This is a genomic window from Paenibacillus sp. NPDC057934 (genome assembly GCF_042887565.1).
Lineage (GTDB): Bacteria > Bacillota > Bacilli > Paenibacillales > Paenibacillaceae > Paenibacillus_AQ.
Genome location: NZ_JBHVPB010000001.1, coordinates 312208 through 328216, shown reverse-complemented (window position 1 = coordinate 328216; position 16009 = coordinate 312208). Strand labels below are relative to the sequence as shown.

Annotated in this window: 15 protein-coding genes; 4 read left to right on the top strand and 11 right to left on the bottom strand. The window is 49.1% G+C overall.

The window, feature by feature from the left end; genetic code table 11:
- Positions 1-24: 24 nt before the first annotated feature.
- A complete protein-coding gene (locus ACFVRY_RS01545; protein ID WP_387496381.1) occupies positions 25-375 on the bottom strand; it encodes a stalk domain-containing protein in 351 nt (116 codons plus the stop codon).
- 865 nt (positions 376-1240) lie between these two features.
- On the opposite strand from ACFVRY_RS01545, the gene ACFVRY_RS01540 reads away from it, so the two are divergent.
- Positions 1241-1912, top strand: a complete 672-nt coding sequence (locus ACFVRY_RS01540; RefSeq protein ID WP_387496378.1) for a tetratricopeptide repeat protein — start codon at positions 1241-1243, stop codon at positions 1910-1912.
- Positions 1913-2099: 187 nt separating this feature from the next.
- Here the strand turns inward: ACFVRY_RS01540 and ACFVRY_RS01535 are convergent, their stop codons facing one another.
- From ACFVRY_RS01535 to rpiA, 5 genes are all read right to left on the bottom strand, one after another.
- Positions 2100-5264, bottom strand: a complete 3165-nt coding sequence (locus ACFVRY_RS01535) for an MMPL family transporter (protein WP_387496375.1) — start codon at positions 5262-5264, stop codon at positions 2100-2102.
- Positions 5261-5704 carry a MarR family winged helix-turn-helix transcriptional regulator gene (locus ACFVRY_RS01530; protein WP_387497717.1) on the bottom strand — a complete coding sequence of 148 codons (444 nt, stop codon included), beginning with the start codon at positions 5702-5704 and terminating at the stop codon, positions 5261-5263. The genes ACFVRY_RS01535 and ACFVRY_RS01530 overlap by 4 nt, the downstream gene beginning before the upstream one ends.
- A gap of 186 nt (positions 5705-5890) precedes the next feature.
- On the bottom strand, positions 5891-6331 hold the full coding sequence (locus ACFVRY_RS01525) for a GNAT family N-acetyltransferase (protein WP_387496372.1): 441 nt from the start codon (positions 6329-6331) through the stop codon (positions 5891-5893).
- 18 nt (positions 6332-6349) lie between these two features.
- Positions 6350-6811, bottom strand: coding sequence for a VanZ family protein (locus ACFVRY_RS01520; protein ID WP_387496369.1), 462 nt, complete (start codon positions 6809-6811; stop codon positions 6350-6352).
- Positions 6808-7494 carry a ribose-5-phosphate isomerase RpiA gene (gene rpiA, locus ACFVRY_RS01515; RefSeq protein ID WP_387496366.1) on the bottom strand — a complete coding sequence of 229 codons (687 nt, stop codon included), beginning with the start codon at positions 7492-7494 and terminating at the stop codon, positions 6808-6810. The genes ACFVRY_RS01520 and rpiA overlap by 4 nt, the downstream gene beginning before the upstream one ends.
- A gap of 320 nt (positions 7495-7814) precedes the next feature.
- Between rpiA and ACFVRY_RS01510 the strand changes: the two genes are divergently transcribed.
- Positions 7815-8012: a hypothetical protein gene (locus ACFVRY_RS01510; protein ID WP_387496363.1), complete on the top strand. Its 198-nt coding sequence runs from the start codon at positions 7815-7817 to the stop codon at positions 8010-8012.
- Positions 8013-8015: 3 nt separating this feature from the next.
- Here the strand turns inward: ACFVRY_RS01510 and ACFVRY_RS01505 are convergent, their stop codons facing one another.
- A complete protein-coding gene (locus tag ACFVRY_RS01505; protein WP_387496360.1) occupies positions 8016-8507 on the bottom strand; it encodes a GNAT family N-acetyltransferase in 492 nt (163 codons plus the stop codon).
- Between the two features lie 67 nt (positions 8508-8574).
- Positions 8575-9024, bottom strand: coding sequence for a hypothetical protein (locus ACFVRY_RS01500; RefSeq protein WP_387496357.1), 450 nt, complete (start codon positions 9022-9024; stop codon positions 8575-8577).
- 278 nt (positions 9025-9302) lie between these two features.
- On the opposite strand from ACFVRY_RS01500, the gene fsa reads away from it, so the two are divergent.
- Entirely contained in the window at positions 9303-9950 is a 648-nt protein-coding gene (fsa, locus tag ACFVRY_RS01495; protein ID WP_387496354.1) for a fructose-6-phosphate aldolase, read from the top strand.
- A 151-nt stretch (positions 9951-10101) separates the two neighbouring features.
- Here fsa and bcbE read toward each other — a convergent pair whose 3' ends face one another.
- The 3 genes from bcbE to ACFVRY_RS01480 all read right to left on the bottom strand — a co-directional run bounded on the left by bcbE (position 10102) and on the right by ACFVRY_RS01480 (position 15261).
- A complete protein-coding gene (gene bcbE, locus ACFVRY_RS01490) occupies positions 10102-11382 on the bottom strand; it encodes a bacillibactin exporter BcbE (protein ID WP_387496352.1) in 1281 nt (426 codons plus the stop codon).
- 180 nt (positions 11383-11562) lie between these two features.
- The gene (helD, locus tag ACFVRY_RS01485; protein ID WP_387496349.1) at positions 11563-13911 is read right to left on the bottom strand and encodes an RNA polymerase recycling motor HelD; all 2349 of its coding nucleotides are present in this window, start codon (positions 13909-13911) and stop codon (positions 11563-11565) included.
- 321 nt (positions 13912-14232) lie between these two features.
- A complete protein-coding gene (locus ACFVRY_RS01480; protein ID WP_387496346.1) occupies positions 14233-15261 on the bottom strand; it encodes an FUSC family protein in 1029 nt (342 codons plus the stop codon).
- 226 nt (positions 15262-15487) lie between these two features.
- Here ACFVRY_RS01480 and ACFVRY_RS01475 point away from each other — a divergent pair, with 226 nt between their 5' ends.
- Positions 15488-15982: a hypothetical protein gene (locus ACFVRY_RS01475; protein ID WP_387496344.1), complete on the top strand. Its 495-nt coding sequence runs from the start codon at positions 15488-15490 to the stop codon at positions 15980-15982.
- The last annotated feature ends 27 nt before the right edge of the window (positions 15983-16009 follow it).

Below are 16009 nucleotides of genomic sequence, written 5' to 3'. Positions count from 1 at the left end.
ATTCCCTGTAATTAGAAGAAAACTTTATTGCTGGATTAGTTGAATCAAATTTTCTTGTTTAGCCTGCAAGGTTAAACCGTATGAACCGCCCTCCCACTTTGCAGTAAAGCCCAGCGCCTGTGCTAGTTGGGATGCGGGAACCATCGAGGTGTAGATCACCTTAATGCCTTCACCTATGGGTATGGTTCTGCCATTTCCAAGCTTGTAATTCCCATCCTGAAGCGCAACTACGTTGCCATCCTTGGTCAATGTCATGATGCCGTCCACAGACCCTATGGTATAACCCAAACTTTGGGCCACATCTCGCAGCGGCCCCAGCATACGTATGACCCCAAGTCCAGACTGTACCATCCTTACGGACAGCGGCAAAACCATTCAGATTCAGCCCCAGTCTAGTGATATCGCTCAATGTTGTAATTTTCTGACAGCTTGAGATATGGACACCCACAGTAAAGCTACGCATAATACAACACTAAGCATAAGGAACTTGGATCGAAATAACTTCATCACCTGATCTCCTTCTTATTCAGATTATGGTATAATTATCCTGGCTGAACACATTAAAATAACAAATAGCCTATCTTATATAAGCCGAACAAAAGAAACTAACAAAAGCGAAGATGAGCGAACGGGGCAGTTTAAAACTGTAGGCGCAAAGCGCTCGCCTGAAAGCTTTCCATAGAAAAGCTAGCACCCCAACATAGACTGTCGACAGATTTCAACCACTAAAAGCGGTATATTCCTCTTCCCTTCACCAGGCGTCTTAACCGTGAAAAAGAGGGGGCTTCTCCCCAACTAAAAGCATTTTTGTACCTTATTTCCCTTTAATATAGGAAAACAAGGGAAATAAGGGTATTATTGTATCTTATTTTTCAAAAAAGCATGCTAGACTGGGTATTCTGGAAGATTTAAGGTGCAATATTGCACTTAATCTCCATTAACCCTTAGCCGCAGAGGATTTAAGGTACGAATTTGCCGTTAAATATAGAATAAAAGAATTTATAATCATGATTTCCGAATTGCAATTAACGGCATCTCTATTCTAAATACGCCAGTAATAATTTTCGGGAAAATATGAATAGTACTGTACAAAGAATTTACCATGTTAGTACTTATCTTATATCGTATTTTTTTAAAAAAATCAGCTAGAACAATGCTCTTCTTCCCTTTGTTTGGCTTAGTTAGGGAGATAGAGCTACTTTTGATAATAATCTTAATTTCATTCATCTAGGAGGATAACATGTTCAAAATTCTCGGATTCATCCTGTTATTTCGATTTATCGGCAATCCTTTTCTTGCCCTACTAATTCTGCTAATTATTCTGTATGTATTGGATCGCCGTTTCGTCGGCATCCTGCCTAGCATAGCAAAACCCTTCCGCAGATCACGGCAAATCTCCAAGCTGAGAACTACTATTTCGCTTAATCCCAATGATGTATCAGCCAAATTTGAACTGGCCCGGTATTTGTCGGAACGCAAAAAATTCAATGAAGCCAAAACCCTGCTGCTGGAAATCGAAGACCGTTATGAGCAGTCTGCGGAATATTGGGTCGAAATTGGACATGTGAACCTGAAGCTAGGAGAGATGGAAGAAGGCGAGGCCCAGGTACTGAAGGGATTGGATATTAACCGCAGAGCCCAATACGGTCAACCCTATCTGCGACTGGCTGAGATTTTCCGTCATACAGACCGCGACAAGGCGCTTCACTATGTCAGCGAGTTCCAAGAGATTCAATCTTCATCCAGTGAAGCTTATTATCTGGCTGGATCAATGTACCGGGCGCTCGGAAGGGAAGAAGAAGCAAAAGGTGCTTTTGCAGAGTCCACAGCGATCTACCGCTCACTTCCGAAATATAAGAAACGCCAGGAACGCGGCTGGGCGCTACGCAGCTTTTTTGCCAAAATGAGATAATCCACACCTAAATATTCCGATATAACCAAACGAAAAGCTTCTTTCCATCACTTCATGTGACGGGCAGAGGCTTTTTGGGCAAGAAATCAAAAAAGAGTGTCCCACAAAACAGCCAATCGGCCTGGGACACTCTCTATAAAACTAAAGATTTCACGCAGACTCTTAACTGGAGCCTACAAGACAATAATTAAGCATCCAATGAGCCAGAGTTCTCCTTACTAGCACTAGAGCTGTCAGGGAATGGCCACCAGTTGGCCCGCCCGAACATCTTCACCATCACCGGCACGAAGAATGGCAGGAAGATGAAGGCATACAGAGCCAAGCCGGCAAGCACTACTGTAGCGATCTGCATCATCGACAGCACGCCCGATGGATACATTGAGGCAAATGTACCGCCCAGAATCACTACAGCCGATAGAATAACAGTTCCCATGTTGCGCATGGCATGCAGGATAGCTTCTTTCACATCCCATGACTTATTCTCGTTGAACCGGGCCATGAGGAAGATACTATAATCGACGCCAAGCGCTACCAGCATTACAAAGCTGAAAAATGGCGTGGACCAGGTAATTCCGGAATAGCCGAGCATATTCACGAAGATCGCTTCCGTCACCGCTAGTGCCGTAAAGTAAGTGATCACGAGCGACAGGATCAGGTAGAGCGGCATGATGAAGGAACGGAGTAGCAAGACCAAGATGATGAATATACCGCCCAGCATCAAGATCACTGTCCGGCTATAGTCCGCATTGGAGATGTTCTGCAAGTCATTGTAGGTGCTGGTAACACCACTGATGGCAATTTCCGCATTCTCCAGCTTCGTTCCTTTCACAGCACGTTCGACAGCAGATTGAATATTGCTAACACTGTCGATGGCTTCCTTGCTGTAAGGGTTCTGCGCGAACACAATATCAAGGGTCATAATCTTGCGGTCATGTGTCAGGTAGTTGTCGAACACCTGCTGGATGCCATCGGCTTTGAGAGCCTCATCCGGCACAAAGAATCCGCTCAGTTCATCATCCTTGGCGTTATGAATCTGATTCAGGAAATCCTGTGCTGAGCCGAGGCCACCGGAGATCTGCTTCAGCCCATCAGCGCTGTCGCTTAGCCCAGCCGTTAACTGACCGATCTGGCCGGTTAGCTGACCGAAGCCGTCCGCCAGTTGCTTCTGTCCACCTTGCAATTGATCCAGACCGCCCGTAATCGATGGAATCTTCCCAACGATCTGACCTTGACCATCAGCAGCCTGGTTCAGTCCCGATTGTAGCTGACCAATCCCGGCCACAAGCTTCTGCAAGCCCTGTGCCAGTGCAGTCTGACCAGCCGCAGCTTTGGCATAACCGGCATTGGCTTCCGTTAGGCCGCCAGCCGCACCCTTCAAGTTCTCCGAAATCTGGCCGAGGCCTGCCGCCAGTCCAGCGGCACCGGTCCCGGACTGAGTCACTGTGCCTTTAATGGTCTGGTAATTGACATCCTGCAGCAGATCCGGATAGCTGGTCTCAAGCCCAGCGAAGGAAGTGCTCAGGCCGTTCAATGCCGTTGCTACGCCTTGCAGCTGGCCTTGAATCTGGCCAAGTCCGCCATCTAACGCCGTCAGACCCGCGCCGATCTTCTTGTAGCCGGCAAGCAGCGCCTGATTGGCATCCGCCAATTGCTGTGCACTTGTGGCAGCCTGCTGAAGTCCGGCTTTGATCTGCCCGGCCCCGGCAGAGCCGCTCTTAATGCCGCTCTCAATCCGGGATAGACCGTCGCCAAGAGCGACAATCCCGGCTTTCAAGTCGGCCGTTCCCTCCGTCAGCTTCTCGCTGCCGGACACGGCTTCAGCCAGCTTAGGCGCATTGTCACTAAGCTGCTTGCTGGCTTCGGACAAGCCGCTCTGAATCTTGGACAAGCCGTCATTCGTCTTGTCCAGGCCGTCTGAAAGCGTCTTGACCTGTGTAGGAATCAGGAAGTCATTAATCGCTTCGCCAGCCGGACGCGACATACTGCGAACGGTCTTGATTCCTTCCACCTTCTCCAGCTCACGGCTGATCTTCTCCGCAAGCCCGATATACTCCGAATTGTCCATACGGTCGTCATTCTTGATCACGATTTTGCCTGGCATAGATTCACCAGGACCAAAGCTTTCGGATATTATATTGAAGCCTTTGACCGAGGCATAGTTCGAGCCAATCTCATCCATACTGTTAAAGGACAGCTTCCCATCGTAGGTGACCAGGAAAGGCACAACAATAGCTGCTACGATTAGCAGCGCTGCCCATGGTCTTTTCAGGGAGAAGGCGCCAGCCGCGCCCCAGATTCGGCTTTCGCTGTGTTCCAGCTTGCCGCGCGAAGGCCAGAACATTTTTTTGCCCAGGACAGCCATAAAGAAAGGTACAACTGTCACAAGTGCAAGCAGCATCACTGCAATGCCTACAGCCACGGCAACTGCCGAGCGATACAGCATGAATTTGGAGAAACCGATAGCTACAAAGCCTACAAATACAGCAAGGCCGGAGTAGAACACCGTACCGCCTGCTTTACGATATGTCTCAATAATTGCAGTTTTGGTATCCGCCGAATCAGCTAGTTCTTCCTTGAATCGGCTAATCAGCAGGATACAGTAATCCGTCCCGATCCCGAACAATACGGCCACCATAAAGATCTGGGTGAACGTGGATAACGGGAAATCATAACGATCGACCAGAAACGCTACAACCGACTGGGCCACCACATAACTCAGTCCCACAGTCAGCAGCGGAACAAATGGAGCTACGAATGAACGGAAGACCACAAACAAAATCAGAAGAATGAATACAACGGTTATATATTCCGATTTCTTCAGCCCCGCTTCGGAGCTGGCAATCGTGTCTTCAGTAATCAAACCTTCACTCGTCAGATAATGATCAGCGTCCACATCTTTCAATAGGGCGTCTACTTTACCTGGAAGCACCTTGACGTCTTCATCACTACCCGCGACAAACAACGCCACCATAATTGTTTTGCCATCTTTGGCAATCAACGTGTCTTTCAGCTCACTTTGCGAGAACGGGTCGGTAATGGAGTCCAGCTTGAGATCAGCTTTGTTCTGGTTCAGCTTCTCAACGCCTTGCTTAATGCTCTCCATTTCCTTGGTCCCAATGCCTTGCGGCTTGTTGAACACAAGCGCAACCTGGTGGAGCGTCTCCCCGCCTTTGGCCTCAGCAGCTTCTTTCATGATCTCGGCTGCTCTGGATGAAGAATATCCGGCCGGAACCGCAATCTGTCCCTTTTCCCGGACTAGGTCGGACATTCCCGGTGCCGTCAACATCAATACAACAGCCGCTGCAATCCAGATCACAATGATGGCCCATCTGGCCTTAAGTATGGTCTTCAATCGTCTTTCCCTCCTGAGTCCTGCATCATTCTTGCCAACTTCTCGAACATCATAATGAAATTCTCAATCTCTTTCTCTTCAAAATGGGAGAAGTACGGCGACACCGTATCCATGACATGCTTACCCGCCACTTCAAATACTTCACGTCCCTGCTCCGTCATTGAGAGATAGACCTGCCTCCGGTCATTCTCGTCGCGCGTACGCACCAAAAGTCCCGCATCGACCAGCCGGTTGCTGATGGCTGTAATCGAGCTTTTACCTACAGCGAACGATTCGGCCAGATATGTGGAGGTGCAGCGCTCCTTCCCGTTGATCAGCCGCAAGATCAGGTATTGGTCTGTCGTAAGTCCGCCAGCGATACTATCCCTGATTTGGGCACTGATATTTCTCGATACCGCCAGATAGGCATCTAGATAACGGTTTATCCACTGTTCTGCCACTTCATCCAAAGCTTAATCCTCCTTACAATCCCACAATAGTTCATGTGTAGAATAGTTTCACTTTAGAACTATATGACTTCAGCACTCAAAAGTCAAATGTAATGACTTAGTGCTTGTATTTGCATAAAAAAAATGACAGGCCAACAAAACTCCTTGGCCTGCCATTCTATGTCGTTCAGGGTGAGGTTATTCCTCATCCTCAAACTCTTCAACCTCATATACACAGCGAAACATCTCAATTCCCGCTGCATTCACACCAAGACTATAGACCATAAAGCCCAGGGCCCGGTAGAAATCGGCTGCTACCTCATCTTCGGTCTCTGCCAGTAAGTAACGTGGCTCTCGAGCGGTTAGCAGTTCCAAAATCATCCCACGGGCATACCCTTTGCCCCGATTCTCCGGCAGTACGGCAATGTGGCGGATATCCAGCGAGCCATCTTCTGTTTCCTCGAATCCTACCAGACCAAGGAGCAATTCCTCTTCTTCCCAGCCAAACAACTGCAGCCCAGGTGAATTGCGGTATTCTTCCGTAGTCTGCTGAAGGGTCTCGGTTTCCTCAATCACCGCATACTCCAGCAGTTCATTCACTTCAGCTGTTCCGATGCGTGGTGTTAAATCAATCAGCATGTATGTAATCCCTCCATCTTATGAATTCCTTCCAGTTCTCCCCAGCCGAATTACTGCATAGCCAGCCCATACCCCCAGCATATTCAGCAGCAAATCGTCCACATCGAAGCTTCCAACGTGTAGCAGCATCTGCAGACATTCTAGCAGCAGAATAACAGGGATCATGACTAGCGCCAGTCTGGCCGCAGAAGACAGCTTGTTCCAAATCAGGGGCAACAACAACCCGAACGGAACAAATACAGCCACATTCCCCAGCAGGTTCACCGCTCGATTCCAAATGGAAAGGCGGTTCCCCATGTCCAGATAAAGAGAGACGGTCTTCCATGGTACCAGATTATACTGCCACGGTCCACCCAAATGGACTTCACGACCAAAACCAAGGAACATCCAGTAGAGCAGCAGCGCACTGTATAAAATAAGAACGGACTGCACCCCTCGCCTACGTCTATGCTTGGGTCCGGACCCTGGAAGGAAGATCAACGATGCTTCTCTCCTTCGATAACCTCAATGCTGCCATCGCTTTTGCCGATAATTGCAAAGTTTGCAATGCCAATGAAGAGACCGTGTTCAACTACTCCTGGTATGCCCTGCAGCGCCTTAGCCAGCTCCGGCGCCGAATGGATTGCTCCAAAATGGCAGTCAGCAATGTAATTGCCGTTGTCACTCTTGTACAGCTCATCCCCGGTGCGGCGCAGTACCGGCTCACAACCGAGCTTGGCGAGATCACTTAGCGTCCATTCACAAGCGAATGGAACAATCTCTACAGGCAACGGAAATTTACCTAGTGTCTCCACTGCCTTACTCTCATCTGCAACCACGATCATGCGCTCGCTCCCCATAGCGACAATCTTCTCGCGCAGCAGAGCGCCGCCACCACCCTTAACCAATTGGAGTTTGCCATCCAACTCGTCTGCACCGTCGATCGTGAGGTCCAGGCGATCAATGTCACCGAAGCCCACGAGCGGAATTCCCAGCTCACGCGCCTGATCCTCAGAAGCCTGTGACGTGGCAACTGCCGTAATCTTTAATCCTTCAGCCACCCGTTCGCCAAGCTTGCGGATCGCCCAATAAGCCGTCGAACCGGTACCAAGGCCAACCTTCATACCATCCTTCACATATTCTACTGCTTTCTCAGCGGCTAACTGCTTTACATTAACACTCATTTTATTCCCTCCACATTTCCGTTATAATATTATGATACAAAAACTATATAAGATGAACAAAAGAAAGTAACAAAAAGCGAGAAGGAACGAAGGGGAAGTTTGGAACTGTAGGAGCGGAACGCTCGCCTGAAAGCTTTCCGCAGGAAAGCTCGCATCGGAAGCCTAAGCTGTGTCCAGATTTCAACCGCTAGAAGCGGTTTATAAAAAGAAATCTGGACACAACAGCGACCGGAAGTCCAAACATTCCACCGTAGTGACGACCGAGCCTTATGTTAGGATCTTAAGTTCATCTTATATAACCAAACTCCAGGAGGAGCAAGATGAGAACTGAAAACCAAATCCAATCCAAAATCAATGAACTGACCCTGCAGCGCAGATCGCTGGAGTCGCGTCTTACCCCTTTGGCAGAGGAAGATACCCAGCGGAGTTCATTACAGGCCCAGCTTGTACGACTTGAAGATATGATTCTAATGCTGGAATGGGTACTTAACGCGCCCGTCGGTAAATATCACGCCTGACGCTCATTCTTCTATCAGCGTTTTGCCGTAGCATAGACTGTCAGGATCTCCAACATAAGGACCAAACAGATCTATCGGCCGGTAGCCGTGCTTGACATACAGCCCAATGGCTTCCGGCTGCTTGATCCCGGTCTCCAGCAGGATTTCCCGGTACCCGGCGGCCAAGGCCTTTCCTTCGAGAAACAGTAGCATTTTAGTCGCGATCCCCATTTTGCGGCAGCTGGAATCTACATAGAAACGTTTCAACTCCATTGCCCTTCTCTCGGGGTCCAGATAATCCAGCGGACGCAATCCACCGCAACCTACCGGCTGTCCATTCACGTAAGCCACAACGAAAGTCATCTCCTGAACCTTGGGATCACTGAAATCCACTACATAAATCGTCTCATGTGGATATCTCTCCAGCAGTTCCTCATCCAAAGTGACAATGAGCTCTCGCAAATCCTTGTTATTCGGAGCTACAACTGCAAATTCCACATCTGTTACAGGCAACATTTATTACTCCCTCCACGCACTTTCTGCACTCATAATAAACTACATTCCAACCACGCTGATCGGCTAATTAGACGGCTTCTTTTACAGCTTTCTCCAGATTCAGGATCAGTTCCTGCTCAAGGTCACTGACTCCAACCTCCACAAAAGCAACATATTCAATCGGCTGTCCCTGACCGGACAATTGCCTGATCCTGTTCAGCATATAGCGCTGTGCATCCGGCAACACCATTTCTCCTTGCCCTGTGTCATCCCTGCATAATGTAATCCAAGCGTATTCCTGTCCTTCAGTCACTGATGCAGCTGATTCCAGAGGCAGCCTCAAACTGAATAAAGAGCCTCCTCCAGAATCCCCAATCTGGCTCGGTGTAACTTGGCTAAGCACAGAATAACGCCCGGGCGGCATGCGCACTGCTGCTCCACGCGTCTTGCGTCCGGCAATCAGCCGGCTGTTCTGATAGGCAAACCATCCCGAGGCCAGCAACAACAGGAGTGCAGCAGCCAATACCGCCAGGATCATTCATCCTCACCGTCCATTTCTAAATAACAACACTTCCTTTATCTTATCACGGTAGCAAGACGGACGGGAATGGGGATTTTGCAGACATATCATTTTGTAATCCACCTTCTGTATGTCTCACCTTCCAGTGAACCATAATAACAGGGACTACGGGAGAAATTCTATAAAGTCATTTTAAAATATTCAAAATAACAGTTGAAACTTTTTCGGCCATGTCCCATAATAAAAAATGAAAGCGGCTAGCCAATCCATTAGGAAATCAAGGGAGGATATCAGCAATGAAATTTTTCTTGGACACAGGGAATATTGAAGAGATCAAACGTATCACCCGCCTCGGTTTGGTGGATGGCGTAACGACAAATCCTTCACTGATCGCCAAAGAAGGCCGACTGTTCAAAGACGTTATCAAAGAAATCGTCGAAATCGTGCCAGGGCCTGTCAGCGCTGAAGTCATCGGCCTGAAGGCTGACGAAATGCTCAAGGAAGCTTATGAAATCGCTGAGTGGGCACCGAATGTGGTAATCAAGCTGCCGATGACCGAAGATGGTCTGGAAGCCTGTTACGAGCTCACGAAAAAAGAAATTAAAACCAATGTGACGCTTATCTTCTCCGCTGCCCAAGGTTTGATGGCCGCCAAGGCCGGCGCCACCTATATCAGCCCATTCGTAGGACGCCTGGATGATATCGGCGTGGACGGGTTGCAACTGATCAGAGATCTCAAGACCATCCTGACCAACTACGGCCTGACTTCCGAAATTATTGCAGCCAGCATCCGTAACATTGCCCATGTAGAGCAAGCCGCCTTAGCCGGTGCACATATCGCTACAATTCCTGGTTCCCTCCTGCCTTCTCTCTGGAAGCACCCGCTCACCGATAACGGTATCGAGCGTTTCCTCAAGGACTGGGAAACAGTTCCAAAAGCTTAATATATTTTTACTTGATGGTGAACACCAAGCCCTTGTCCGAAGATCTGGACAAGGGCTTTTTAGTATCATTATTTACTTACTGGGCATTCATCCATAAAGGTATAGCTAAAATAAATACAAGAGGGTGCCTCAGTCAGCTCCTCTCGGTGGCTCAGCGGGCCCGGGCCCGCTGAGTGCGGATCGAGAAAGACTTGGCTGTCTTTTGAGCTCCATCCTGTCCATCTTCTTCTTTGCTTGGCGTTACAGCAAACAAACTCAACAAACCACCCACAGCACCCAATGCAGCCATGGTTCCGAATAGCACCCAATGGCCCCGGGTCATCAGCAGCGAGACGACGGGAGGCCCTAATGCCACCCCGATGAATCGCATACTACTATATAGCGAAGTAATCGTTCCTCGGTTCTCCTTTTCAAATGCCTCGGTGATCAGCGCATCCATGCAGGGCAGGACCACCCCAATACCGATGCCGCTCACCGTCAGGAACGCCACCATCATATAAATTCCCTTGTTGAAACCCGTAACCACCATCGCCCCCGTCAGCAAGACCATTCCGCCAAAACCCAGCCATTTCATCAAGGTCTTGTTCTGGCCGATGATCTTCCCGCTTCCGTAGGAAGCCAGACAGAGCAGTGCCAGCGGGATCGCCAGCACCAACCCTTTCATTGCTCCATGCAGCTTATGTTTGGTTTCCAGGATCTCCGACAGATAAAAAAGCACGCCAAAGGTCACGAACATGCAAATGCCGCCGATGGCAAATATCGCGTAGAGCCAGCGCCCTCTTTTGTGCAGAATATCCTTTATCCCGGATAAGAACTTGCGCAGTGTCGGTTTCTCCTCTGCAACCTGATCTTCCTTTTTCGGCGGCTTGACCAGAAACAGCACCAACACAAATGAAAGGATGCAAAGAAACGGAATCGCGATAAATGGAGCGAACCAGAGCAGTGTTCCCAGGTATGCGCCCAGAATCGGGCTAAGCACTTTGCCGAAGGTATTAGAGGTCTCAATTAACCCTAAGCTTTTGCTGACCTCTTTCTCGTCCTTGAACAAATCCCCCACGAACGGCAGCACGATTGGAAAAGCGCCTGCCGCGCCGATTCCCTGAAGCAGTCGCCCGGCAAGAATCACCCAATATGCACTGTACCCTTTCATAAACCAGGCGGCGATTACACAAACCACCCCGCCTATAGCTGCTAGCATAAGACTGGGCAGTATCACAATTTTCCGTCCATAGCGGTCGGAGAAAAAACCGGCAACTGGAATCATTAAAATGGCAATCAGACCATAAACCGTGATGATCATGCTGACCTGAAAAGAATTGATCCCCAGGGCATGTTCAATCTGCGGTAAAGTTGGCAGTAGCATGGAGTTGCCTAGCGTCATTATCAGCGGAATGGAAGCCAGTGCAACCAGATCCCATTTTTTATCCTTCATGGACTGACCACCTTTATCTTAGTTGACATTACCCTTTATTGTGGTTTGTTCCCCTCTCTTTATACACCGTGTTCCAAATAAATAACCTTTTGTAGACTGTGAAAAAAAGTAAAACCGTACTTCGCGAGGCGAAGGGCGAAGACGGTTTTTAAGAATTTTGAAACATTGAATTTGTTTATACTACACGCTGCCAACTGTAAGTGACTCGGTCTTCGATGTCGGCATGAAGCGGCTCGGACGTCCCAGACAATAAATATGCAGTAAATGCATCGCCCGGGTACAAGCCGTATAGAACAGCTTACGTTCGCTTTCCCGATTATACTGCTGATCTGACCCATCATAAATAATAACGGCATCGAATTCTACACCCTTCGCCAAGTAAGCCGGAAGCACCAGCGTACCCTTCTGGAAGTTCGGTGTATCCTTCGTCACCAGCCTGGCTGGCAATTTGTCCTCAAGTGCGGAATGAACACGTGCGCTCTCTTCCGCTGTTTTACAGATGACCGCCACATAATGATAGCCCTGGGCATGCAGCTGCAAAATATCCTTTTCCACCGCGCTCATCAGTTCTCCGCCAGTTGACACGACCTGTACTTGTGGTTCTTCACCGCGCCGGTTGAATGGCATGATCCGCTCCCCGCCAGGAATCATCGATCTCGTGAACTCGACAATTTCATAGGTTGAGCGGTAGCTGCGCGTTAGCGAGATGACTTCCGTATTCTCTTCCCCATAAATGCTCACAAGGTTGCCGAGCTCACCAAGCACTTCGCCTTGGGCATAAATCGCCTGATTGAGATCCCCAAGCACCGTCATTTTTGCCCGCGGGAACAGACGCCGCAGGAACTCCAGCTGAAACGGTGAATAATCCTGCACTTCATCGACAATTACATGCCGAATCAATGTGTTGGTCCGGAAGCCCTGGCTCAGTTCCTTCAGATAAAGAAACGGCGTGGCATCTTCATAATAGAGCTGATTCTCTGCGAGGGCAGACACGGTTTGTTGACTAATCTCATCCCATTCAGCTGGAAGAGGTCCGTCGTTCAAGCTTGCCATCAGCTGACGATCGCTGAACAGCTTGCTGTACAGCGCTTTGACATCCACAAAGCGTCCGCGCTTAATCCAGCCGCGAAGCGGCTTGAGTCGCTGACTGACCACATAGCGGGCCAGCACTTCTTTTTCCGTGTCAAAATCGTCAAAGCTGCTCTCCGTCCCCCGCTTCTTGCGCCGCATCATCTGGTAAGCCCGGTGATAATCGCTGGAATCCAGCAGCTCAATCTGGCTCTCCACCCATTCTGAGCTACGTTCCTCGTGGCTATAGGCCGCCAGCTTCTTGAGCAGCCATCCAGTCATCAGCTCTACCCGATTTGCCAATCGGATCGCTGAATCATAGCTATAGAACTGAGCCGCCATCTCTTCCTTCGTGACCACGATACGGCCCATGAATACGACCGGCTTGAACTGGATACCTTCCTTCTCCAGCATGGTGGCATACCTGCGAATAGCATCCAGGAAAGCTACCGAGGACTTATATTGAATACCTTCCCTGCGGATACGGGCTTCAGGACCGTCCGGCGCGTTCAGCAGACTTTCCGTCTGGCTAAAGACATCTTCCAGTTGAAACTCTTGAGCTAACCGATGCTCCAAATACATCTGGAACGTAGTTTGCTGCATGTTCTCCTCGCCCAGTTCAGGTAGAACGGTGGAGACATAGCTGTTAAACAACGGGTTGGGCGAGAACAGCAGCATTTGGTCAGCTTGTAGCACTGCTCTGTATTTGTAGAGCAAGTACGCCACCCGCTGAAGTGCTGCCGAAGTCTTACCACTACCGGCCGCACCCTGAACCACCAGCATTCGGCTTTTATCATTGCGGATAATGCCATTTTGCTCCTTCTGGATCGTGGCCACAATGCTCTTCATCTTGTCATCCGCACTGTGGCTGAGCACTTGTTGCAGCAGTTCATCCCCGATGGTCACCCCGGTATCGAACATGACCTCGATCTTCCCGCTGTCAATCACAAACTGGCGTTTCAGCTCCATATTACCGGAAATGATCCCGCTAGGGGTATCATAGGAAGCCGGTCCCGGTGCTCCGTCATAGTAAAGGCTTGAAATCGGCGCACGCCAGTCATAAATCAAGAAATGACCGTCATCCTCCATAAGTGATCCAATCCCTAGATAAATCTGCTCCGCTGCACCACTAGGGCCTTCTGAGAAATCTATACGGCCAAAATAGGGAGAGACGACCAGTTTTTTATATTTTTTAAGAGCTTTGCTGGACTGCAGATGATGGCGTTCCCGTTCGTTAAGAATCTGCGCTTGCTGACGCAAACTAGTCGAGGTCTCACCCAAATCGTCGGGACTGCTGAAGTTGACAGTTACCTCTTCCCAGAATTCTTTACGCATATCCACCACATCGGTCCGGTGCAGCCCGAGTTCCTCAGATAGCTGCCGGATATGACCCGACAAGATCTGGGTGACCTGGGTTACCCGCTCCTGTTCTTCTTTCCATTCCTCTTGCTGATTTTCCACTTCATTTCATCCCCTTTTGAAGGTTGACATTTCAAATTATACATGGTAAAATTATATTGAATAACTGTGTTTTTACACAATATTTTCTTGTCTGGCGTTTTTTCATTGTATCAATTCCATCTCTTTTTTTCAAGTTGAATAGTAACTTTATTCTCTTATATGCTGCACATACGAATCTGTTTATAAATCCGGCCCTCTGGGGACCGGATTTTTTTGTGGTCTTTCTTTTGAATAACTTCACGTTAAAAACCAGCCTGTTTCCCATTACAGAGTCAGTCAGACTGGTCATTAGTAAGTGCACTTAATATTCTAAAAAGGATATTATTCCTTCTCCTCCGACATTCGGTGGATCTGATCCGCTACTTTATCGAGACGCTCCAGCTGATATCCGTAATCATAGATGGCGCCGGCTACGACAGAAAGACGCAGTTGTCCGAACTTCTCACCGTTGTACCCCTCGATCGCCGCCTCCAAGAACTTATCATTCTCTTCCGAAAGCGTCTTGCACTCGGCAGCTCCCGGCTTCAGCTTGTCTTCAAACTTCAGCAGAATATGCTCATGATATTTGATCAGTAGTTCCAGATGACGGTCAAACAACTGATCTGTCTCCTCCGTACGCTCCGCCTGAAAATAATGGCGATCCACTGCCTCCAGTACCGCATACCCCTTCAGCAGAGACGCCAACAGGTTCTTGTAAACGACCATTTGCCTGGTCTGACTGTACTTAGCCCGTCTGAGCTGCTTCTGCTCCTCTTCGAACAGGCTGTATTTGTCCGACAGCGATTTGATCGAGCCTTCCAGTGCGTGCTTCTCATCACGGAACACACTTTCCTTCATCTCATGCGACACGCAAGTTCTTAGCAACAAGGACAGACTCGCGAAGACACTCTCAATTTGCTGGATATACTGCTTACGAGGCTTCGGTGGAAATACAGTTATATTAATTAAGAAGGCTGAGACGATCCCCGTCAGCGTAAGCAGAAAGCGGGTCAGGGCGAATTCCCATTGCCCCGATGCTTCCATTACGGAAATTACAGTAACCAGCGTCAGACCAATGGTGTCGGCCCGTTTCATTTTCATGCTTATCATAATCACCAGAATACACACCAGTCCTACCGCAAGGGGTTCATTCGACAGCAGCATGCCGCCTAGCAAGGCCAGCACCGCCCCCATTGTACTCGTCTGAATCTGGTCCAGGAAATAGCGCCAAGATCGGTAAATGGAAGGCTGCATGGCGAAAATAGCAGCGATCGCCGCGCCGACTGGAGATGAAAATTGCAGCAGCACGGACAGGTACAAGGCCAGGGTAACTGCCATCCCTGTTTTAAGAATGCGGGCTCCAAAAGCCAAATCCATCCCTCCTTTAATTTCGTCAAACATATGATCTGAACGTGAAGCTCGGTCGTCACTCCGTTGAATGTTTGGACTTCATTCTCATTATAGTACAAACATTATTACCCCTGGAGCAAGCTGACGAAATTTAGACTCTTTTAAGCCTCTACTCAGGATCATTTCAGCTTTTCGGGGATACTAGTTCAAGAGCCTGACTATTTAAAAATCTACAAGAGGTGATTCCATGAACAACTCTGTCTCCAAAATAGCGGCGTGTGCCGCCGCTGTGCTTCTGTTCACCGCTGCCTCCACGCTAACGCTCCCAAACAGCGTCCAAGCTGAGAATGTGACACCGTCCCACGCCCCTCAAATTCAACGTGAGCCCCATAACCACCAGAGCAGGGACGGGAAATTCCGCACTGGCGGCGGCCACTTCATCATTACCGAAACAGCAAAACTGCTGGAGATGGACCGATCAGAGCTTGTCCAGAACCTGAAGGGCGGCAAGTCACTGTATGCTCTCGCCCAGGAAAAGAAGGGCTGGAACAAGGAGCAATATGTGCAGAAGCTAAGTGAAGCAGCCGGTAAGCGGCTGGACAAAGCTGTTACGGAAGGCCGGATCACCAATGCCGAAGCCCAAAAGCTGAAGGCCGGCTTGCCTGTTATCCTCAAACAACGAATCGGCCAGGTCGGACAATTCCAGGACCGTTCGGTTGATCCTCACCGAAACAACATCTAAGAATATCTACAGGCGGGTACCCTATTC